The sequence below is a fragment of the Pseudomonas lundensis genome (assembly GCF_001042985.1).
GTDB lineage: Bacteria > Pseudomonadota > Gammaproteobacteria > Pseudomonadales > Pseudomonadaceae > Aquipseudomonas > Aquipseudomonas lundensis.
On sequence record NZ_JYKY01000025.1, the window covers coordinates 57,408 to 78,453 of the forward strand.

Sequence of the window (21,046 nt, forward strand, 5' to 3'; positions counted from 1 at the left end):
TCAACGCGTGGGGGGCCGATTAGACAAACGGGTCGGCGTTGGGCAGGCCCAGTTGCACCAGCCCGTAACTGCGCCGGTAAGCCGCCTCATTGTTGGCGATGTGCCCACGCGCTTGATGCAGGTCGCGAAAATACCGCGCCACCGGGTTGCCGCTGTACAGCCCCGAAGCCGCCATGCACCGCAGCAGGTCGCTGGCGCGGTCGGCGCACACGTTGGTCACGTGGGACGACTGATAGCGATACAACAGGCGCGTTTCGACATCCGGGTACTGGCCCGCTTCGGCCAGCGCCAACAAGTGCCCGTAGTTGCGCGCCAACACCAGTTTCAGGGCGTCCACGGTGATGATCGCTTCTGCCACGGCGGCTTGCGCGGCCGGGTCTTCGGCGGTTTTGGCGCCATGCTTGCCAATGTGCCCGGCAGCGTTGTCGCGAAACGCGTTGATCGCCCCTTGCAAGGCACCAATGGCCGAGGTCGAGACCGCCCGGGCAAACACCTGGGCGAACGGGATCGAGTACATCGGGTTGGTGTTGATCAAGCGGCCGGGGGTGGCTTCGACGCTGTAGTTGTTGGTGCGTTGTACGCGGTGGGCGGGCACGAAAACGTCTTCGACCACAATGTCGTGACTGCCGCTGCCGCGCAGGCCCAACACGTCCCAGTTCTGTTCAATCCGGTAATCGCTGGCCGGAAGCAGGAAGGTCCCATGCTCGGTGGGGCCGGTTTCGTCTTGCGGCACAATGCCGCCGAGGAAACACCACTGCGCGTGTTGGCTGCCACTGGAAAACCCCCAGCGGCCGCTGACCTGATACCCGCCTTTGACCGGCGTCACCTTGGCCACCGGCATGTAGGTGGAGGCCACCAGCGCCGCGCTGTCTTCGCCCCACACGTCGCGCTGGGCCTGTTCCGGGTAGCGGGCCAGTTGCCACGGGTGGACGCCCATCACGCCAAACACCCAGGCCGTGGACATGCAGCCTTCGGCCAGGATCATCTGGATTTCAAAGAACGTGCGGATGTCCACTTCGTGACCACCCCACGCCTTGGGCTGCAAGGCGCGCAGCAAACCGGTTTCCTGCAAGTCGCGCACCGTGGCATCCGGCAGCTTGCAGTCTTTGTCGGCCTGGACCGAACGGCTTTGCAGGGCCGGGATCAGGGTGCGTGCGCGTTCCAGCAGCTCAAGCTCTATCGGACTTTTCACTCGGGTCGGGTCCATCTTTGGTTCTCCGTCAGTCTCTCGCTGCGCGAATGCGCGGGCGGTCTGTGACGAATAATCCGGCCTGTGACGGCGGCCATCATCGTCAAAGCGGACTAGCCCCAACCCCGTTGTGGTTTAATTGCCGCCTTTTTTCAGCCTCCGTGTTTCAAGGAACTGCCCCATGTCGTCAACTGCCCCCACCCGCGTCCTGATCATCGGTTACGTGTGGCCGGAACCGCGCTCGTCCGCGGCCGGTGGGCACATGATGCAAATCATCGAGAGTTTTTTGCAGCAGGGCTGGCACATCACGTTCAGCAGCCCCGCAGGCGTGGGCGAGCACAAGGCGGATCTGGCGGCGCTGGGGATCGACGAGATCAGCATCGCGCTGAACAACAGCAGTTTCGATACCTTCATCCGGGAACTGGCGCCGGACATCGTGCTATTTGACCGTTTCATGATGGAGGAACAATTCGGCTGGCGGGTCGAGAAACACTGCCCCCAGGCCCTGCGGGTGCTGGAAACCTCAGACCTGCAAAGCCTGCGCGACGCCCGCCATCAGCAGCTCAAGGCGCGCCTCAAACACGACGCTGACCTGGACGATTTCAGCGCGCTGTTCGCCCCTGCCCCGCATGCGATCTTCGAGCACATGGCCGACACCGACCTCGCGCAGCGCGAGCTGGCCGCGATTTACCGCAGCGACCTGAACCTGATGATTTCCGACTACGAGATCGACTTGCTGGTGGAGCAGTTTCACGTCCCCAACGCCTTGCTGCACCTGTGCCCGCTGATGGTCGAGGGCGTGCCCGAAACGTTTGTGCCCTACGCGCAGCGCCAGCACTTCTTGAGCATCGGCAACTTTCGCCATGCGCCAAACTGGGACGCGGTGCTGTGGATGAAGACCACGGCCTGGCCGCTGATCCGTCAGCAACTGCCGGATGCCCAGTTACACATTTATGGCGCTTATACCCCGCCCAAGGCCACCGCCTTGCATAACCCGGCCCAGGGGTTCCATGTCCTCAACTGGGCCGAGGATGCCCTGGCGGTGATGCGCCAGGCGCGGGTCTGCCTGGCGCCCTTGCGCTTTGGGGCAGGCATCAAGGGCAAAATCGCTGACGCCATGCTGTGCGGCACCCCCAACGTCACCACACCAGTCGGCGCTGAGGGCATGCACGGTGACTTGCCCTGGGCCGGGGCCATTGCCACTTCGGCAACCGCGCTTGCCGCCGCGGCCATCGAGTTGTACCGCAACGAGGCCGCGTGGCAGCAGGCTCAAGACCATGGCCGGGCATTGCTGGCTGCGCGCTATCAGCAGAGCGTTCATGGCCCGGCGCTGGTGCAGCGTATCGAGGCCTGTCGTGTCGACCTTCAACGTCATCGTCGCAACAATTTCACCGGGGCCATGTTGCGCCATCACCATCACAAAAGTACGCAATACATGGCGCAGTGGATTGAGGCCAAAAACCGCTCACTCTAACGGCGTGATCCCCCACAGGGCTTGTAGTGCGGCACTGAAGGATGGCGCCAGCACGCGATTGCCGTGGCCACTGAGGTGGTTGGAATCAAAGAACAGCGGTTTGCCGTTTTTGGGGTCATAGGCCGAACACATGGCCGTCGGGCACAGCACCGGGAACGGATCCCACACGGCCAGCGCGGGATACCGCTGTTGCAGACGTACCAGCAATGCCCTTTGTGGCGCGCTCAACTTTTGCAATGTGCTGCGAACCATTGTCAGCCCCGGCGCGCACACCGGATTCATCTGATTGAACCAGTCAGAACAGCGGCTGGGTGCGGCCTTGAACAGCGGTTTGGGTGCTTCGACCAACACCTGCACGTCAAGCGCGTACAGCCTGCTCAGCGTCGCTAGCGCCGACGCCTCTGCTGCTGGCTGATCACGCTCAATACGGGCTAGCAGCTCACTGACGACCGCTTCTTGGCCTCTGGCCCAGCCGATCCCCTGAAGTTCAGGCATCCGCAACGAGGGGAGAAACACGATGTCACCCGGCCGGGCACGCGCCTCAATGTCCTTGAAATCAGCTTCGCGAGGTGGCGCACATTTGGCCGAGTCGCTCGCGAGCAAGGTCAGTACGCCACACCCCCCACGCTCATACTCGATGACCTTGACCCCCAATTGTTGGGAAATCAACGTGAACAAGGTACGGTAAGCGGCTGCGTGAGAATCGCCCATGACGAACAACTGTCGACCTTGCAAACGCGGATCGTCGACCGTTGCCAAGGGATCTCTTGGCCAATGGCGATAGGCGTACCAGGTATAAGTGTCTCGGGTCTGACTCAGTGATAGCTGTTCTGTGTTACGGGTGATGGCAACTGAGGTCAATACGAAAAAAACCACTGCCGCGCCGCTCATGGCGAGCGTCAGCACCGGTGACCGCTGGCGCAGCGAGATGCTTGAGCGGACGGGTCTTTCAATCCAGTGATACGACATCGCGGCCAGCGAAAAAACCAGTACGGGATACACCCACTGCACCCAAACCAACTCCAATCCCGTCGTCCACTTAAAAAACACCCTGACGGGCCAGTGCCACAGGTACAGCGAATAGGACAATAAACCGATATACGTCAGTGTCCGGCATTGCAGCACCCTTAGCAGCGGCGAGGCAACGTGGGGCGCGGGTAATAGGATGGCCGACAGCATCAACAACGTACCCAGCACCGTGACTAACGCCCACGGAAACGGAAACTGCTCAGGCCGGGCGAACCAAAAACTGACAATCAAAAAAGCCGCGCCAGACACTAACGCAGCGTTGGCCAGTGGCGCTGAGGCTAAAGAGCCTCGTCGGGCACCAATGACCTGAAACAGCATTGCCCCGGCGGCCAATTCCCAAAAACGACCGGGCAAAAGGTAAAACGCCGACAATGGCGCGGTCGTTGTCTGCAGCGCACACGTGACCAGTGATACAAACGCCAACATTGGCAGCAGCATCCGCGCAACAAAAGAGCGTTCGCGATACCGTAGCCACACCCAAAACAACGCGGGAAACAGCACATAAAACTGTTCTTCAACCCCTAATGACCACGTATGAAGAAAAGGATTGAGGTCGCTACCGGGGGAAAAATAGGTGTCGGTGTGCAATGCCAGCACCCCATTGCTCAGCCCCAAGAAAGCAGCGAGCCCGGTGCGATTGATATGGTCACTGAGCCAAAACTGCGGCATGAACATCGCAGACAGCACAAAGCTGACCAGCAGTACACACAACAATGCAGGAAGAATGCGCGCACAACGACGTCGATAAAAATCCCCCAGATACCCAATCAAACCGCCAGACGATCGTTCACTCAGCGATTGGCTGATGACATAGCCCGAAATGACAAAGAACATGTCCACCCCGACAAACCCGCCGGGCAGAATGTTCAGGTAATCGGTGTGGAAGATGATGACAGAAAGCACGGCAATGGCCCGCAGGCCATCAATGCCGGGGATATAGGAACGAGAGTGTCTGGACATTGAGGAACCTGCGCACGCGGATAATTGACCGCTTTGACACTAACTTGGCGTCGGGTTAACGGCAGTAGGCTGTGTCCTAAGTTCACGTAGTACGCTGCTCGGCTTTGACGTTCAGTCTGTTCGCCGACGCAACACATAGGTGTCCATAATCCACCCTTTACGCTGCCTGGCCTGCGTCCTGGCGTGTTTGATCTGTGCGCACACGTCGCGCAACTTGCCGGAAATCAGGATTTCATCGGCGGTGCCGAGATACGCCCCCCAGTAGATGTCGACCGGTTCATCGACGAATGCTTCAAACGCACACTGGGCGTCGAGCATGACCACCACATTGTCCAGATCATCAGCACACAATTGTCGGCCAGTGGTGATGCGGATCGGCTGGCCGATGCCGTTGAGGGGAATGCGATGCCGGGCCGCGAGGGCCTGCACACTGCTGATGCCGGGGATCACGTGATAGTCAAACGCGCTGCTGCCCTGCTCACGAACCCGCTCAAGAATACGCAGCGTGCTGTCGTATAACCCAGGCTCGCCCCACAACAGAAAAGCCCCGCAGGCTCCGTCGGCCAGTTCGCTGTCGATCAGGCGTGCGTAGACCTCGGCGCGTTGCGCGTGCCAGTGCTCGACCCCGGCGGTGTAAGACGCGGTTGCGCTGTCACGCTTGGGATCGTTGACCTGAACCACGCGATACGCCGGGTTACGGATGTAACGCTGGCAGATGTCCAGCCGAAGCCGGACCAGATCTTGGGTAATGGGGCCTTTATCCAGTACAAAAAACACGGACGCACGATTGAGCGCTTCGATCGCCTGCACCGTGATGTGTTCAGGATCGCCAGCGCCCATGCCAATCAGCAGAAGGGTTTTCATACACAAAAGGCTCCGCAGTCGTCGTGCCGCTGACTATAGAGCGCCAAGCAGCCCTGCGCACCGCGAATCAGCCGGTCGTTACCGGGCTGAGGCGCGGGGAATGTGCGTTACCAGATGTTGAGGTTGTAGCTGACGATCAGGCGGGTTTCGTCCACATCGCGGGCGAATTTGGAGTAGTTGGTGCGGTAGGTGGCATTGCGAAAGCGCAGGCTCAAGTCTTTGAACGTGCCGCTTTGCACGATGTATTTGACCTCGGTGTCGCGTTCCCACTCTTTGCCTTCTTCGGCGCGGCCCACCACCTTGATGTTGTCGCCGTTCACGTAGCGGGTCATGAACGACCAGCCGTTGTAGCCCATAGCCTTGAAGTCATAGTCGTACCGCACTTGCCAGGAGCGTTCCTGAGCGTTGGCGAAATCGTTGACTTGCAGGTAGTTGACCAGGTACGGGTTGCTGCCATCCAGATACGGCATGGACGTGTCGCCGTTCATGCGCTGCCAGCCCGCGCTGACTTTATGCCCGCCCACCGAGTAACCCAGCATGGCCCCCAGTGCGCGGTTGTCGATGGTCGATGCCTTGGTGGAACCGGCATCGTCACTTTTGAGCAGGCGCACGTCGGCCGACAGCACGCCCGGCCCGATCGGCTGGTTGGCCAGCAGACCGACGAATTGCTGGCGATAGATGTCTTGCAGTTCGGCGTAGTGGTACTGCGCGGTCAGACGCTCGTTAACCTTGTAGTCCAGGCCGTACATGTTGAAGTGATCGGCCGTGATGTTGCAGCCATAACGCTTGTTCTTGCAGTTGAGGCGCAAATCCTGCGGGTCGGTGGAATCACGCGCGGTGTAGCGATTGAGGCGCGATGCCATGATGGTCAGGTCGTTGACATCTTTGGACACCAGCATCGCGCCGTTGAACATGTTCGGCAGCAAACGGCCGTCGTTGTACTTGAGCAACGGCAGGTCCGGGAGCAAGGCACCGTACTTGAGCACCGTGTCAGATATGCGCATTTTGGCGGTGACGCCGATTTTCGCGTATTGGTCCTTGGAACGACGCGGGTCGCTGCCGGTCGAAGGCAACAGCCCGCTGTTGCTGTCGGCGGGACTGGAATCCAGTTTCAGGCCCAGCATGCCCAGCGCGTCCAGACCAAAGCCCACGGTGCCTTCGGTGTAGCCAGATTGCACGTTGAGGATAAACCCCTGGGCGGTTTCTTCGCGCTTGGAGGCGCCTTGCGGGCTGGAAGTGCTGCCGTCCCGGAAATCGCGATTGAAGTACACGGTTCGGGCTTCGAGCTTGGCGGTGCTGTCTTCAATAAAACCGCCGGCCTGGGTATGTGCGGCAAAACCGGCGCACACGGCCAGCGCGCTCAGGCGTGCAACCCGGCACGGTGGCAACAACGAAAAAGGGACAACCATGTACAAGCTCCAGCAGCGAATCATTCGCAAGACGAAAACCATTGAGCCTGCACCTTCGGTCAAAAACCGGGGCGAAAGCGCTCAATGCAAAAGGGGGCGCAATTGTACGAAAGGCTAAGCCGCTGCCTCATACGACCTTAGTCGCAAATGATGGCCTTTTGCCCAAATTTAACCCTGTTCACGTCGTTAATAGCGTTTCACCCATATCCGGCCTTAAATAGACGCACCCACGATTGACACCCTCAGGATTTTTCATGAGCGCCGTATTTTCCCTCAGCCAACTCGCGCCCCTGTCGCAACGCCTGGACTGGCAACGAAACCCGCTGGGTGATGTGGCTGACTGGCCGCAAAGCCTGCGCACCTGCGTGCAGCTGTTAATGAACTCGCCCATGCCCATGCTATTGCTGTGGGGCCAGCAGTTGACGCAGATCTACAACGACAGCTTTGCCGTGCTGGCCGGTGACAAACACCCGAACGCCTTCGGCCAGCCGGTGCACCAGAGCTGGCCCGAGTACCGGGAGTTCACCCTGCCGATCATTGACGCCGTGCTGGCAGGCGAAAGCCGCACCCACGTCGACCAGTATTTTTTGATCCCTGATCGCCAGCACGCCAATGAAATGTGGCTCGACCTGACCTTCAGCCCGGTGTGCGACGAGTCCGGCGCGGTGGCCGGGATCCTGATGATGGCGGTCAAGGCTTCGCGCCGCCGTCGCACGGCCATCAAGCTACGCCAGCGCTCAAAAGCCACGCGCCAGGCCCAGCATGACACCGAGGAACGTCTGCGACTGGCGCAGACCGTCACCAACGGCGTGGGCACCTGGGACTGGAACATCGACCAGGACCTGTTCGTGACCGACAGCCGATTCGCGCAGATGCATGGCATCGAGCCGCAGTTGTCGGGGCAATTGCCGATTACCGCGTATTTACAAGGCGTCCACCCCGAAGACCGGGGCCTGCTGACGCGCTCGATCAAAGCCTGTCTGGCCAGCAATGGCGAGTACGCCGAGGAATACCGCCTGCTGGACGCCGATGGCACCATCCGCTGGGTGTTCGCCCGCGGCCGTTGCTTCAGTGCGGACCCAGGCCGCGCCCAGCGGTTCATGGGCGCAGCGCTGGACATCACCGAACGCAAGAAAACCGAACAAGCCCTGCTCCACCTCAATGAAACCCTGGAAGAACGGGTGGCCGAACGCACGCAGGCGCTGGCTGAAGCCAACGTTCAGCTGCAACGCGAAATGCAGGAGCGCGAACGGGCCGAAGACGCGCTGCGCCATGCTCAGAAGATGGAAGCCGTGGGCCAATTGACCGGCGGCATCGCCCATGACTTCAACAACATGCTCACCGGCATCATCGGCAGTCTCGATCTGATGAAACGCTACATTGCGGCGGGCCGTAGCGCCGAGATCGGCCGTTTTACCGATGCGGCGGTTTCCTCGGCACAGCGGGCGGCAGCCCTCACCCACCGGCTACTGGCGTTTTCACGGCGCCAGTCGCTGGACCGCAAGCCGCTGGACCCCAATCATCTGGTGACCTCACTGGAAGAGCTGTTCAGGCGCACCAAAGGCGCCCATATCACCCTTGATGTGCAACTGGGCGACAACATCTGGGCCGTCAACACCGATGCGGGCCAGCTGGAAAGTGCCTTGCTGAATCTGATTATCAACGCCCGCGATGCCATGCCCCAAGGCGGCACCTTGCGCGTGCGCACCCGCAACAGCTACCTCGACGGCACGGACATCAGCACCCTGGAGCCGGTCAAGGCCGGGGACTATGTGATGCTCGAAGTCAGCGACAACGGCTCGGGCATGACGCCACAGGTGCTGGCCAAAGCGTTCGATCCATTTTTCACCACCAAGCCCATCGGCCAGGGCACGGGGCTGGGCCTGTCGATGATTTATGGCTTTGCCCAGCAGTCGGGCGGGCACGTGACCATCACCAGTGAAAGCGGCAACGGCACGTGTGTGCGCCTGTACTTGCCCCGCCATTACAACCTGCAGGTGCAACCCCGTCCGCCAGTCACCCACCCCGATGCGCCCTGCGCCATCGAAGGTGAAAGCGTGCTGGTGGTGGAGGATGACCCGGCCGTGCGCACACTGGTGCTCAATGTGCTGGATGAGTTGGGCTACACCGCCCATCAGGCGCCGGATGCCAAAACCGCGCTGGCATTGCTGGAGTCGTCGCTGCGCATCGACTTGCTGGTGACCGACGTGGGGCTGCCCGGCATGAACGGCCGCCAGTTGGCGGAAATCGCCCGTCAACAGCGATCCGGCCTGAGCGTACTGTTCATGACCGGCTACGCGGAAAGTGCGATCCAGCGCGAGGGCTTTTTGGACACAGGCATGGACATGATCGGCAAGCCGTTCTCGGTGGATAAGCTGGCGACCCTGATTCGGGCAATGATCCCGGCGAAAACTCAGGCATAATCCGCGCCCTCGAATTTGCCCTACAGCTGCAAGGTATACGCCCCATGAAAGCTCAAGCCCGCCACATTCTGGTGAAAACCGCAGAAGAAGCCGAGTCCCTCAAGCAACGCATTGCCAAGGGCGAAGCCTTCGACGTGCTGGCCAAGAAGTTCTCGACCTGCCCTTCGGGCAAGCGCGGCGGCGATCTGGGCGAAGTGCGGCCGGGGCAAATGGTTGGCGTGATCGACCAGATCATCTTCAAAAAACCGCTGCGCGTGGTGCATGGCCCGGTCAAAAGCAAATTTGGCTACCACCTGGTGCAGGTGTTTTTCCGCGACTGAGGGGCGCGGTCACCTAAGCGCAACCGCGTGCCTCAACCGCCAAAGGCTTAAAAAAAGATCTCGAAAGGCTCAACCACCGTGAGCTGTTCGTCCACCAGGCAGCCCGTACGCCATTTATCAAACGTCAGGCACGGGTGGGACGTCCCGAAGCTGATGATGTCGCCCACGCGCAGTTCAAGGCCGGGAGCGACCGTCATGAACCCGTGTTGGTCCATCAGCGCCGTTACGGTGCACGCGCTCACGTCATCGCCCACGTCAGCAGCATCCCCTTCGCGGTAACGCTTCAACGGGACGGGCAGCCCTGCGTCATACGCCACATCGCGCTTGCCCAGCGCCACCACGGCCAATCCGGGTTCGGGCAGCGATTGCACCTGAGCCCACACTTCCAGCGCCGGGCGCAGGCCCTCGTGCAAGTCGCTGCGCCGATCCAGCACGCAGCATTGCGCTGTTTTGTAGATCCCGTGATCGTGGGCCACGTAACTGCCGGGGCGTAAAACACTCAGGAAGCGTCCACTGGCTGCCTCGGCGGCGAAGGCTTCGGCAATCAGGTCATACCAGGCCGAGCCCGACGCGGTGATGATCGGCGTGTCTCGCGCAAACGCGCCGTCACGCTGCAAGGTGAGCGCCAGGCGCACCAAGGAGGCGGCAAAGGCGCGGATGTCGGTGACGGCCTGTGCGCCGTGAATCACCCCTTCGTAGCCTTCGATCCCGGTCAGTGCCAACGCCGGTTGCGCGCGGATGGCAGCGGCCAGGGCCATGACTTGGGCTTCGGTCCGGCAACCGCATCGTCCGCCTGCGACGCCATATTCGATCATCACGTTCAAACGCTGGCCGCGTTCAGCGAAGAACGCGCCGAGGGCGGCAACGTTGTCCGGGTGATCGACCAGGCAGTGAAATTCAAAAACGGGGTCGTCCAACAGTTCAGCGATAAGGGCCATGTTCGGGCGACCCACCAACTGGTTGGCCATCAACACCCGGCGCACCCCGGCCGCATACGCTGTGCGGGTCTGAACCGCGGTGGCCAGGGTCATCGCCCAGGCGCCCTGCGCCATTTGCCGACGAAACAAGGCCGGGGCCATGCTGGTTTTGCCATGGGGGGCCAGCTCGCCGCCGCTGCCCGTGACGAACGCCTGCATCCAGCGAATGTTGTGCTCCAGCGCCTGGCGATGAATCACCAGGGCCGGGAGGCTGACATCACACAGCAGGTGGTCTGCGACACGCGCCGCGCCCTTTTCCACTTCGCTCCGGCTCATGGCTCACCCCTTGGCTTTGTAGGCAATGCAGTCGATTTCGACCTTGCAGTCCACCATCATCATTGCCTGTACGCAGGCGCGGGCCGGGGCGTGTTCAGCCTTGAAATAGCTGGCGAACACCTTGTTGAAACTCCAGAAGTCCCGCGGATCGGCCAGCCACACGCCTGCACGCACCACATCTTCGAGGCCGTAACCGGCTTCTTCAAGGATCGCGATCAGGTTTTGCATGGTTTTATGCGTTTGCTCGACGATGCCGCCGGCAATGATTTCGCCCTGCTCCATGGCCACCTGCCCCGAGACGTGAAGCCAGCCATCGGCTTCCACGGCGCGGGCAAAGGGCAACGGCTGACCACCGGCGCCAATGGCGCCTGTTCCGAAACGCGTGATGCTCATGACACTCTCCTCGACAAGAACGGGCGACGAAGGCGCCCAGGTCTGGGAGTTTGCCATACACGCGCAGGCGTGGAGTTAGCGGTAGAGGGTGATGAAGATCCAGGCGAACCCGGCCAGGACGAGGGTCATGCAGACCACATACAGCAAAAACGCACGTTTCACGTTCAGTACTCAACGGCAAGGGCGCCAATCTGCTCGGACGACTGGCAGATTTTCAGCGGCGCGCAGTCTATCAGCCGGTGATGTCGCTGTGATAATGCAGCGAATAATGTTTCAGGCTGTTTCCGATCAGTGGAGTCGTTATTGCAACACCCACCACGCGGGCAACAGCTGTTGCACGTTAGGCTCGGCAAAACGGTCATCAATCAAGAACACTGCGCCCTGATCGCTCTGGGTGCGAATCACGCGACCGGCCGCCTGCACGACCTTTTGCAAGCCCGGATACAGATAGGTGTAGTCATACCCTGCTCCGAACAACGCGGCCATGCGCTGTTTGATCTGTTCATTGACCGGGTTGAACTGGCTCAGCCCCAAGGTGGCGATAAAGGCGCCAATCAGGCGTGCGCCAGGCAGGTCGATGCCTTCTCCAAATGCCCCGCCCAGCACCGCAAAACCGATGCCCTGCCCGGTCAGGGTGAAACGGTCGAGAAACCCCTGACGCGCTGTTTCATCCATGCGCCGGGCCTGTTGCCATTGGGGGATGTGCGGGTAGCGTTCAGCCAGCAGCGCGGCCACTTGCTGCAAGTAGTCAAAACTGCTGAAGAACGCCAGGTAGTTGCCCGCCCGCTGTTCAAACTGCTCGGCCATCAGCTCGACAATCGGCGCCAGTGAGGTTGCCCGGTGGCTGAAGCGGGTGGAGATGTGGCTCATGACGCGCACCGACAGCTGTTCGGCCTTGAACGGCGACTCGACGTCGACCCATACCGTGTCTGGCGCTAGCCCGAGCAGATTGGCGTAATACGCGCGGGGGTTGAGGGTGGCTGAAAACAGCACATTACTGTGCGCACTGGCCAGGCGCGGTCCGATAAAAGCCGCGGGCACCACATTGCGCAGCGTGAGCTGTGACAGGCGGCGCTTGCCGGTGTCACGCAGGGTGACGTCGAAAATGAAAGGCGTGCCGAACAGCTCCGCCACCCGGCTAAATTGCAGCGCCTCGAAGTAAAAACCCTGCAGCTCGCCGGTCATGCCGTGCGGGTGATCGTTGAGGTAATCGCCTATCGCGGTGATGCAGGTCGTCAACGCGTTCAGCCACTTGCCCGGCAGTTGCGGATGAACCTGATACGGGCCGATTTGCGCTTTGTGCAGTGCGTTCCACTCGCGATTGAGGCGTTTGAACGCCTTGTCGAGGGGCACCGGCGCATTCAGGCGCACGGCGTTCAGGCTGTACTGGTCGAGGCTTGCGCTGTACATCTGGCGGGCGCGCTCCACGAGGTTGTGGGCTTCGTCGATCAGGGTGGCGACTTTCCATTGGTTGGCCTGTGCCAGGCCATACAACAAGGCACTGAAGTCGAAGTAATAGTTGTAATCGGCGATCACCAGATCGGCCCAGCGGGCCATTTCCTGGCTCAAGTAATACGGGCATACCTGATGCGCCAGGGCCACTTCGCGCAACGTGGCCTGATCGAGAAGCGAGTGCTCAACGGCGGCCTGACGCGCGGCCGGCAAACGGTCATAAAAACCGTTGGCCAATGGGCAGGCCTCGCCATTGCAGGCGTTTTGCGGGTATTCGCAGGCTTTGTCCCGTGCCACCAGCTCAAGTACGCGCAGCGCTGTCGGGCCTGCGGCGGGGTACAGTCGTTGCGCCGCGTCCAGCGCTAACTGTCGGCCAGGGGTTTTGGCGGTGAGGAACAACAGTTTGTCCAGTTGTTGCGCAGGCATGGCCTTGAGCAGCGGGAACAGCGTGCCTACCGTTTTACCAATCCCTGTTGGCGCCTGGGCCATCAGGCAGCGGCCGGTGCTGACGGTTTTGTACACGGCCTCGGCCAGCGGGCGTTGCCCGGTGCGAAATACCGGGTGGGGAAATGCCAGCCCGCGGGCGGCCTCGTCGCGAAGGGCGCGGTGCGCCACCTCCTGTTCCGCCCACGCCAGAAACTGCTCACATTGGCGGGTGAAAAACTGTTGCAGGTCGGCGGCGCTCCATTGTTCCTGCAGCCGGGTCTCCTTTTCACTGACGATGTCGAAATACACCAGCGCCAGATTGACCGCGGGCAACTCCAATTGTTGACACAACAACCAGCCATACACCTTGGCCTGGGCCCAGTGCAGGTGACGATGATTCGCTGGCAGGGCCGCGAAGTCCCCGCGAAAGGTTTTGACCTCTTCCAGCACGTTGTTAAGCGGGTCGTAGCCATCGGCCCTGCCCCGTACACAGAGCGTGCGGTAATGGCCCTCAAGGCTCAGTTCAGCTTGATAGCTGGCAGCGCGCCGGGATGCCACGGTGCGATGCCCGGCCATGCCTTGTTGCGCACTCGGCGACGGCGTGAAGCGCAGGTCAAGGTCGCCGATTTTGGCCGTGAACTCGCACAAGGCCCTGACTGCAATGCGATAACTCACGCGGTGCATTCCTGCCATTGCACGTAACAGACCGTGACCGGCATCTGGTGCTGCTCGCAAAAGGCCAGCCAACGCAACTGGTTGTCTTGCAGGCGATCCCCTGGCCCTTTGACTTCGATCATGCGGTAGGTTTTTTGCGCGGGCCAAAACTGGATCAGGTCGGGCATGCCGGTGCGGTTGGCTTTTATGTCCAGTAACAGCCGGCTGAACCACAGCTGCAAATGCGCGGGCGGCAGGCAGTTCAGCGCCTCCTCCAGCAGGTGTTCACTCAGGTGGCCCCAGGCCACGAATGGCGACTGCACGCCGTATTTTCGGGTGTACGTGTCGCGAATGGTGTGCCGGTATCGTCCGTCGTGCAATTGCGCGAAACAGGCGTCGAACAGCTCGGCCCGCCGTGCGTGGAAGTCGTCCTCCAGCAAATCGGCGGGGCCGCTTTGATACGGATGAAAAAATGCACCCGGCAACGGCGCGAAAATGGCAGGCCAGCACAACAACCCGAACAATGCGTTGATCAGGGTGTTTTCCACGTAATGCACCGGTGCATCTTCGGTGTGCAAATGGGCCACCACGCTGAACTCCACTGAACGCTGCGCATGGCGCTCCAGGCACAGGTCAAGGCGTAGCGGAGCGCGAGGTTTGGCGCGAGGCTCGGCGGGCAGGCCGAGTTTGCGTCGCAGGCGCGGGATCATGCGCTGCACTTGCTGGAGCTCCGCGTCAGTCAACGGTGCCTGCTCGGCCGTTTGTGCCAGCGCATACGCCTGCTCGTACGCTTGCAAGTGCTCCATGACCCGCACCGTGCGCACTCGGGCTTGCGGGTGCTGGCTGTGAGGGTAAATGTCCAAGGCTCGCAGATGATCGCCGGCACGCTCGTGGTAGTGCCCCAATTGAAACAACAAACGCGCGCGGCGGCGTGATAGCCAGCGGTTATCGGCCGTGTAGTCCAGCACGTGCTGCAAAACGAGTTCGACGTCTTGCGCGGCTTCGAACTGTTCGCGGCACGCATGCAGGTGTAAATAGCCGTCAATATCAGCCCGACACCGCAGGGCACGGGACGCCGGGCTCAATGGCACGGCCTCATAGGTAAACAGACCCAAGTCAGCCAATACCAGGTCGGACCAGCTCTGGTTGAGGGTGCCGAAGAACATCAAGCGCAGACGATCACCCAGGGTCCGGTTGGTCAGGGTCAACAGCCGGTCTTCAAGGCCCGGGCACCAGTTGCCCAAGGTTTGCTCATGGGTCAGCTCAAGGCTCAACCGGGCTTCCCAGTCGGACTTTCGGCCTTTGGGATCAGCAATATGCGCCGCGAAAAAGCGCAACAACTCTGCCTTTTGCAACACCTCGAACACGTCTGCCAGGTTGATCCTTGCCTGGTCATTCACCCACCCCTGTTCCAGCAAGGGCGCCGCTGCACGGGCGATATCCCCGATTTCTGCGTAATTGAGCTTGCTGGCGCGAAAATGCGTGCCCTTGCGCATGACCAGCCTCACCCACAGCGCCTGTGAGGCGCCCGGCAATTGGAGGAAGGTGTCGATGAAGCACTGCTCTTCGAGGTTCAGCAGGTCGTCGTAACGGGATTTGATCCAGTGCAAGACGTGCTGGAAGTTCTTCAGGTAGTACAACGGGTCTTCAAGGGGATTGGAAATCACAGGCGGAACAAACCACTGATGTTTAATACTGGATAAGCGTACAGATATCAGGTCGTCCGGCGGGTTGGCAATGGCTAATGGATGAATGGTTCAGCTGCGTCGCTTACCGGGGTCGTGGGACGCCAGGATGTCGATCAGGGTCGTGCCTTCGGCCAGATCAATCTTGCGCAAGGTATAAAGCGCCTGCAGGGATTTGATAGGCAGCCCGCTGATGGTTTCAAGCCAGCCTGCGTGTCGCGCGCAGGCATCAGGTTGTGCTTGCAAGGCGTGATGGAGTTCGTTTAACAACGGTAAGTTGTCGGGGTAGTTACGCTGCAGGAACGATTCCAACTGGCCGCCCTGTTCGACAAAGGGCGATTGAATAAAACAACGGATATGCTCGTCGCTCAAGTTATACAGATCATTCAAATACTGCGTTATCTGAATTCGCAACTTCTGAATTCGCTTGGGTGTATTAAATGCACTTGCGATGACACCCGTAAGTTGCCCCTTGTATCGAGGGTTACATTCATTTTGCTTGGCCAGACTTTGCAGATATAAACTGACGCCACTGCAATAATCGCCTGCTTCGGTGTAACGGTGACGCAACCCCTGCATATGGGCTTCAACCAGCACCACTGCCGTTTGAGGTTCTTCAATATTGACACCCGGGGCATTCAATTGGCCTTCGGTAAAATGAAGGGCCTCAGAGTTGAGGATTTCCATCTCGCAGGACAAACAATCAAACACGTTAATCACCGCCAACTCCCCGCGGGGCGCGGCACTGACAGGACGCTGGTCGGGTATGGAGTGCGGGTGCATCATCAAGCGTGATGCCTGATCAAGTTGCAGGCACATATCAAGCGCGGCCGACAGTACATCGTCCGGCGGGCTGGCCGTACAGAGCCCCAGGCGCTGTGCCACCTTGATCATCCAATGCGCATATTCGCCCAGATGCGGCGGCGGGCGTCTGTCAATCAGTGCATTGACCACGCCACCCCACCTGTAGGCGGTTTGAAAGAGCGCGGCCCGTGACAACAGGTCGCCATACAAAAAAGTCGCCCTTGCGTCCCCTTCTGACACATGCCCCCACATCAAGACATCCTGCCGACTGGCCACCGGGCTCAGCTCATTGAACGGGGTATGGCGTGTGATGGGATGTGCGCCCGTGTCATCGACCTGTAGCAGTTCAACGCGATCGTCGTCATACAGGAATAACTCATTGCACTGGTGATGAAACCTTGTCATGACGGACGCCGTAAGCCGCGGCTGGCGTAGCACGGCCAGGCGCAACATGAACGTCACAGGTGATCGGGCGGCAATACTCAACTGTGCTGCGCGCAAAAACGCCAAGGTATACGCGCTTTCCTTGCCGCCCTCATGCACCACCATCACCCGGAACTGCCCGATGCGCTCGACACCGCCCGCAGCCACCAGTAACCGCTGAATCAACAATTGCAACGCAATGCGCTCATGTCGACTGAAGAACCCTGTCAGGCGATGCAGAACTTGTTGATATACAAAGCTCATGGCCTGCTCATGAAAAGTACTCATGGGTTAACCCTCCGCAACGTCTTATTAGTATTCGCAGGCACACTCAAAGCGGCCAGGCAAACCCTGCTCCCCCATAGAAACAAGGACAGGTATTACTTAAATGTAAGAATTAGACTACGCGACTAGCATTCATCCAGATGCGCCCTATACCAACCAACTTCCATATGAGTGGCCATCAGTAAGCTATCAGTATTCACACCCAAATGAAAAGCCATTTGAGCATTTAAATAATTAGACTGACCGGTCACACTTTAATGTTTAATAAGACTTAAAAGTTATCCGCAAACACTTTAAACATATCGAATAGGCTTTAAACATCAAACCAAGAAGTTTCAACCTGAATGATGAATCCAAACAAAAACGTCACCCACCCTCATCAAGGGTGGGTGACGTTATCATCTGCCCGTTGACAGGATGCGAACTCACACTTGTAGGGCGACTCGCCCTCTGCAGGGGCATTCATCCATATAACGATGCGCTTGCACAAACTCCTCGAAAGGAAACACTTTGACCACCAGCGGGCGCAGAATCCTGTCGGCCGTCCATTCATTGATGGCTTGCAACGCACGGGCCATGGCTTCTTGGTCCTGAGCGATACCCAATTCCGGCTTGCCGGTGAAATTACCGATGCAATGCACAAAGAACTGAATATTTTTCTGGAACGCCGCGCAGGCCGGAAATGGCGTTTGATTACCGCCTTGCAAACCGTAAAGTACCAGGCTGCCACGCGGGGCAAGCACATCGCCCAGCACTGACATTTGCGGCCCGCCCAACCCGTCGAACACAGTGTCTACGCCTCGACCGTCCGTGATCTTGTTGATTTGCATCAGCAAGTCCTGTTCTTCGGTAACGATCACCTTGTCGGCACCTAGTTCGCACAAGTAATCGCGCTCGGCGGCATCTTTGGTGGCCGCGATCACCTTGGCGCCCAACGCTTTGCCCATCTGCACGAACGAAGGCCCTGCGCAATGGCTGGCGTCGGTGATCAGCACGGTCTGCCCCGGCTTGACCCGCGCCAAGTCCACGTAGGCGAAATAGGCAATCAACAAGGGCGTGTAATGCACGCTGGCCTCGACCGGGCTCAGCACCTGCGGATAAAGGGTCAGGGCAGAACGCGGCATCAGGACCTGTTCGCCATAGCTCGGGTAGTCATTGGCACTGTGCGCAGGGAAGCTGGCCACCTTGTCGCCCGGCTTCAAGTCACTCACGCCCTCACCGACTGCGGTCACGACCCCCGCCATCTCCTGACCGATACCGGCGGGCAGACGAGCGTGTGACGGCGCCAGATTTTGCCGCCACAGCACGTCGTACCAACTGATACCAATGGCTTCGACGCGCACCTGCACTTCTCCGGGCGCGGGCGCAGCGACCTCGTGCTCTTCGCACTTGAGCACCTCGGCCGAGCCAAACTTGTGAAAACGGATCGTGCGCGACATCGCAAACCTCGCCAAATTAATCGCTAATACCCCAGGACTTTATCGGGGCTTTGGGCGCAAGACTAACAGACAGCATTAATAGTCGACATGTCTGACATTGATCGGCGGCCGCGGTGCTTGCGACACCGAGGCCGTCAAAAAGCTGCGCAAAGCGCAAAGTTAATCCGATCAGGCAATCAGAAAGCAAATCTAGGCAGTGACGATTTGGCCTGTATGCCCGTAAGATCCGTCACCTAAGTCCCTCTAGACCCGCCTGTGAAGCCAGCGAGATGAACCGTAACGACTTGCGTCGCGTCGATCTTAACCTGCTGATCGTCTTTGAAAGCTTGATGCATGAACGCAGTGTGACCCGTGCCGCAGAGAAATTGTTCCTCGGCCAACCGGCGATCAGTGCGGCGTTATCGCGCCTGCGCAACCTGTTCGATGATCCGCTGTTTGTGCGGACCGGGCGCAGCATGGAACCTACGGCGCGGGCCATTGAGATTTTTGCGCTGCTGTCCCCGGCGCTGGATTCAATTTCCACGGCGGTCAGCCGCGCATCCGAGTTCGACCCGGCCACCAGCACCTCGGTGTTCCGCATCGGGTTATCCGACGACGTAGAATTTGCCCTCCTCCCCATGCTGCTCAAACGCCTGCGCGCCGAAGCGCCTGGCATCGTGCTGGTGGTGCGGCGGGTGAACTACATCTTGATGCCGCCGTTGTTGGCGTCCGGGGAAATTTCGGTCGGCGTCAGCTACACCAGCGACCTCCCCGCCAATGCCAAACGCAAAGTGTTACGTCGCAGCAAGCCTAAACTCTTGCGCGCCGACACCGTGCCGGGGTCGTTGTCACTGGATGATTTCTGCGCCCGCCCCCACGCCCTGGTGTCATTCGCTGGCGACCTGAGTGGTTTTATCGATACCGAGCTGGAAAAACTTGGCCGCAAACGCCACGTCGTGCTGGCTGTTCCACAGTTCAACGGCCTGAGTACCCTGCTGGCCGGCACCGATATCATCGCCACCGTGCCCGACTACACCGCTGAAGCGCTCACAGCCGCTGGGGGCATACGCGCCGAAGACCCGCCGCTGGACACGCAAACCTTCGAATTGCACATGGCCTGGCGCGGGGCACAGGACAACGATCCGGGAGAACGCTGGCTGCGCTCGCGGATCCAGATGTTTTTTGGGGATCCTGAGAGTCTTTAGGCGTCGCCGGGTAGGCTGTTGATCTGATCATTTTTGGCTTTCCACAAACCATGGAGCTCCATTCACTTCCAGTGGATTGTTACATTGGGGGCACATCTGAGGGCATACGTTGGATGGTTTGAAAAGGATGCCCCCAGCCTGAAGTCCAACAGTTCCCTTCTAGAAAAGTCACCCGTTGTTGTCCCCCACACACCGCGGTGTGAAGGTAGGCCGATGAGATGCTCTCCTCTGCCCAAGCGCGTGAGCAACCGAGTGATACCTCCTGTGCAATTAATATTTCAAGTGTAAGTCGCCAAGCTGAATTCAGGTATTACTTCGACGCTTTTCAAAACGCTGCCAAAAGTCGGCTGCTCACTCCAGGGGGCCAGCAGGCTTTACCAGACCTCTAGTTGGAAAAAGGCTGCTAACGGTAAAGAGCAAAAATTCAGTAGGCGCAGTTCCTTGTTTGCCTTGCTGCGATATCTGACACACAGGCAGTCGTGGTCTGACAGCCGCTCTCAGCAATTTTCCGTCGTACGTGAATGGTTGCTTTCGGTTAGTCTTCTCAACTAGGAGCAGGGGAACAAGATGCAATAGGACGCCTGCATTGGATTGTCGTCAAGGAAGTCAACCTTAGCATGCACATCACTTTTGGCCTTTTCTTGGATACCCGTCAGGGTCCGTCCCCGACGAACTTCTTCAACACCCCGATAGTGGGCCGCCTCGGATTCCTATCCCTGCTGGAGACCTACCTTGGTCTAAGCGCGCCAGAAGCGTCCAAGGCCAGACGCGTGACCATCTACTCTGGCCTGCTGCGCGCCCATGACAACAACTCGCGCTTTTACAGTGAGTCCCTGAAGGCCGACAGTATTGGTACGGCTGCGCGCCTCCTGGCCTGGCGTGACGAGTGGCGGCTTGGCGGTTGGGACGGCAGCGCTAATCCAGAGCATGCTTCGCGAATCCAGGAGCTTGCCGCCATTGAAAAGGCAGCTCTCGAAACGCTGCCGCCCGGAGAGGCCGATCGCTTGCACCTGGTGATACAGGCTCTGAGTGCGTCCGGCCTCGGCCCCATCAAGTCAGTTCACCTGGTTGACCCGCCCGAGGACTTCCCGCTTCTCTGGCGGCAGGTGCTCGAGCGCCTGCCAGCGGTCGAAGTCCGACTTCCCGAGCCACAGGGAGAAGGCCAACTTCGTGCGTTGCAAGAGCAAGCCCTAACCGTTCTGGCTGGAGGCTCCGCGGGCAATCTGACCGTGCAGACCGACGGGAGTGTCTTGCTAGGCTCTGTACGTAAAGTATTGTCGCAAGCACCGCATAGCGCAGGCCAATGAGACCATCGCCGCAAAACTTGTTGCGAGCTTGTCGAAGCGCGTCACGATGCGACGGTTCTCCTTCAGCCAGCCA

At 59.6% G+C, this 21,046-nt stretch carries 15 protein-coding genes and 1 pseudogene; 5 read left to right on the top strand and 11 right to left on the bottom strand.

The annotated features are described in order from the left end of the window. Nucleotides 1–19: 19 nt before the first annotated feature. Entirely contained in the window at nucleotides 20–1,207 is a 1,188-nt protein-coding gene (locus TU74_RS18095) for an acyl-CoA dehydrogenase family protein (protein ID WP_048377244.1), read from the bottom strand. A 163-nt stretch (nucleotides 1,208–1,370) separates the two neighbouring features. Between TU74_RS18095 and TU74_RS18100 the strand changes: the two genes are divergently transcribed. Beyond that, nucleotides 1,371–2,663, top strand: a complete 1,293-nt coding sequence (locus TU74_RS18100) for a glycosyltransferase (RefSeq protein WP_048377245.1) — start codon at nucleotides 1,371–1,373, stop codon at nucleotides 2,661–2,663. On the opposite strand, the gene TU74_RS18105 is transcribed toward TU74_RS18100, so the two are convergent. From TU74_RS18105 to TU74_RS18115, 3 genes are all read right to left on the bottom strand, one after another. Continuing rightward, entirely contained in the window at nucleotides 2,655–4,652 is a 1,998-nt protein-coding gene (locus tag TU74_RS18105) for an acyltransferase family protein (RefSeq protein ID WP_048377246.1), read from the bottom strand. The genes TU74_RS18100 and TU74_RS18105 overlap by 9 nt on opposite strands. Nucleotides 4,653–4,763: 111 nt before the next feature. After that, a complete protein-coding gene (gene cobF, locus TU74_RS18110) occupies nucleotides 4,764–5,516 on the bottom strand; it encodes a precorrin-6A synthase (deacetylating) (RefSeq protein WP_048377247.1) in 753 nt (250 codons plus the stop codon). 107 nt (nucleotides 5,517–5,623) lie between these two features. Further along, nucleotides 5,624–6,925, bottom strand: coding sequence for an OprD family porin (locus TU74_RS18115; protein WP_048377248.1), 1,302 nt, complete (start codon nucleotides 6,923–6,925; stop codon nucleotides 5,624–5,626). Between the two features lie 254 nt (nucleotides 6,926–7,179). Here TU74_RS18115 and TU74_RS18120 point away from each other — a divergent pair, with 254 nt between their 5' ends. Further along, complete coding sequence (locus TU74_RS18120) at nucleotides 7,180–9,348, top strand: PAS domain-containing hybrid sensor histidine kinase/response regulator (protein WP_048377249.1); 2,169 nt, start codon at nucleotides 7,180–7,182, stop codon at nucleotides 9,346–9,348. 44 nt (nucleotides 9,349–9,392) lie between these two features. Beyond that, on the top strand, nucleotides 9,393–9,668 hold the full coding sequence (locus TU74_RS18125) for a peptidylprolyl isomerase (protein ID WP_047274612.1): 276 nt from the start codon (nucleotides 9,393–9,395) through the stop codon (nucleotides 9,666–9,668). A 47-nt stretch (nucleotides 9,669–9,715) separates the two neighbouring features. Here the strand turns inward: TU74_RS18125 and TU74_RS18130 are convergent, their stop codons facing one another. The 6 genes from TU74_RS18130 to TU74_RS18155 form a co-directional block, all read right to left on the bottom strand. Next, nucleotides 9,716–10,921: an amino acid deaminase gene (locus tag TU74_RS18130; RefSeq protein WP_048377250.1), complete on the bottom strand. Its 1,206-nt coding sequence runs from the start codon at nucleotides 10,919–10,921 to the stop codon at nucleotides 9,716–9,718. A gap of 3 nt (nucleotides 10,922–10,924) precedes the next feature. Continuing rightward, nucleotides 10,925–11,314 carry a RidA family protein gene (locus TU74_RS18135; protein WP_048377251.1) on the bottom strand — a complete coding sequence of 130 codons (390 nt, stop codon included), beginning with the start codon at nucleotides 11,312–11,314 and terminating at the stop codon, nucleotides 10,925–10,927. A gap of 300 nt (nucleotides 11,315–11,614) precedes the next feature. Then, nucleotides 11,615–13,867 (bottom strand): ATP-dependent DNA helicase, encoded by a 2,253-nt coding sequence (locus tag TU74_RS18140; RefSeq protein ID WP_048377252.1) that lies wholly within the window; start codon nucleotides 13,865–13,867, stop codon nucleotides 11,615–11,617. Next, nucleotides 13,864–15,513: a VRR-NUC domain-containing protein gene (locus TU74_RS18145; RefSeq protein ID WP_048377253.1), complete on the bottom strand. Its 1,650-nt coding sequence runs from the start codon at nucleotides 15,511–15,513 to the stop codon at nucleotides 13,864–13,866. The genes TU74_RS18140 and TU74_RS18145 overlap by 4 nt, the downstream gene beginning before the upstream one ends. Nucleotides 15,514–15,603: 90 nt before the next feature. Continuing rightward, nucleotides 15,604–17,046: a hypothetical protein gene (locus tag TU74_RS18150; protein WP_048377254.1), complete on the bottom strand. Its 1,443-nt coding sequence runs from the start codon at nucleotides 17,044–17,046 to the stop codon at nucleotides 15,604–15,606. Nucleotides 17,047–17,468: 422 nt separating this feature from the next. Beyond that, nucleotides 17,469–18,482, bottom strand: a complete 1,014-nt coding sequence (locus TU74_RS18155; RefSeq protein ID WP_047280584.1) for a zinc-dependent alcohol dehydrogenase family protein — start codon at nucleotides 18,480–18,482, stop codon at nucleotides 17,469–17,471. Between the two features lie 269 nt (nucleotides 18,483–18,751). Here TU74_RS18155 and TU74_RS18160 point away from each other — a divergent pair, with 269 nt between their 5' ends. Further along, nucleotides 18,752–19,666 carry a LysR family transcriptional regulator gene (locus TU74_RS18160; RefSeq protein WP_048377255.1) on the top strand — a complete coding sequence of 305 codons (915 nt, stop codon included), beginning with the start codon at nucleotides 18,752–18,754 and terminating at the stop codon, nucleotides 19,664–19,666. A 617-nt stretch (nucleotides 19,667–20,283) separates the two neighbouring features. Beyond that, the gene (locus TU74_RS24235; RefSeq protein ID WP_048377256.1) at nucleotides 20,284–20,973 is read left to right on the top strand and encodes a hypothetical protein; all 690 of its coding nucleotides are present in this window, start codon (nucleotides 20,284–20,286) and stop codon (nucleotides 20,971–20,973) included. On the opposite strand, the pseudogene TU74_RS24240 reads toward TU74_RS24235, so the two are convergent. Beyond that, nucleotides 20,920–21,046: pseudogene (locus TU74_RS24240) on the bottom strand (IS5/IS1182 family transposase); the annotation flags it as partial. The gene TU74_RS24235 and the pseudogene TU74_RS24240 sit on opposite strands and share 54 nt — an antisense overlap.

Coding starts and splice junctions, on each gene's coding strand:
- TU74_RS18160 (WP_048377255.1), top strand. CDS start 18,752: ATGAACCGTAACGACTTGCGTCGCGTCGATCTTAACCTGCTGATCGTC.
- cobF (WP_048377247.1), bottom strand. CDS start 5,516: ATGAAAACCCTTCTGCTGATTGGCATGGGCGCTGGCGATCCTGAACAC.
- TU74_RS18105 (WP_048377246.1), bottom strand. CDS start 4,652: ATGTCCAGACACTCTCGTTCCTATATCCCCGGCATTGATGGCCTGCGG.
- TU74_RS18150 (WP_048377254.1), bottom strand. CDS start 17,046: ATGAGTACTTTTCATGAGCAGGCCATGAGCTTTGTATATCAACAAGTT.
- TU74_RS18155 (WP_047280584.1), bottom strand. CDS start 18,482: ATGTCGCGCACGATCCGTTTTCACAAGTTTGGCTCGGCCGAGGTGCTC.
- TU74_RS18100 (WP_048377245.1), top strand. CDS start 1,371: ATGTCGTCAACTGCCCCCACCCGCGTCCTGATCATCGGTTACGTGTGG.
- TU74_RS24235 (WP_048377256.1), top strand. CDS start 20,284: ATGCACATCACTTTTGGCCTTTTCTTGGATACCCGTCAGGGTCCGTCC.
- TU74_RS18120 (WP_048377249.1), top strand. CDS start 7,180: ATGAGCGCCGTATTTTCCCTCAGCCAACTCGCGCCCCTGTCGCAACGC.
- TU74_RS18095 (WP_048377244.1), bottom strand. CDS start 1,207: ATGGACCCGACCCGAGTGAAAAGTCCGATAGAGCTTGAGCTGCTGGAA.
- TU74_RS18135 (WP_048377251.1), bottom strand. CDS start 11,314: ATGAGCATCACGCGTTTCGGAACAGGCGCCATTGGCGCCGGTGGTCAG.
- TU74_RS18125 (WP_047274612.1), top strand. CDS start 9,393: ATGAAAGCTCAAGCCCGCCACATTCTGGTGAAAACCGCAGAAGAAGCC.
- TU74_RS18115 (WP_048377248.1), bottom strand. CDS start 6,925: ATGGTTGTCCCTTTTTCGTTGTTGCCACCGTGCCGGGTTGCACGCCTG.
- TU74_RS18130 (WP_048377250.1), bottom strand. CDS start 10,921: ATGAGCCGGAGCGAAGTGGAAAAGGGCGCGGCGCGTGTCGCAGACCAC.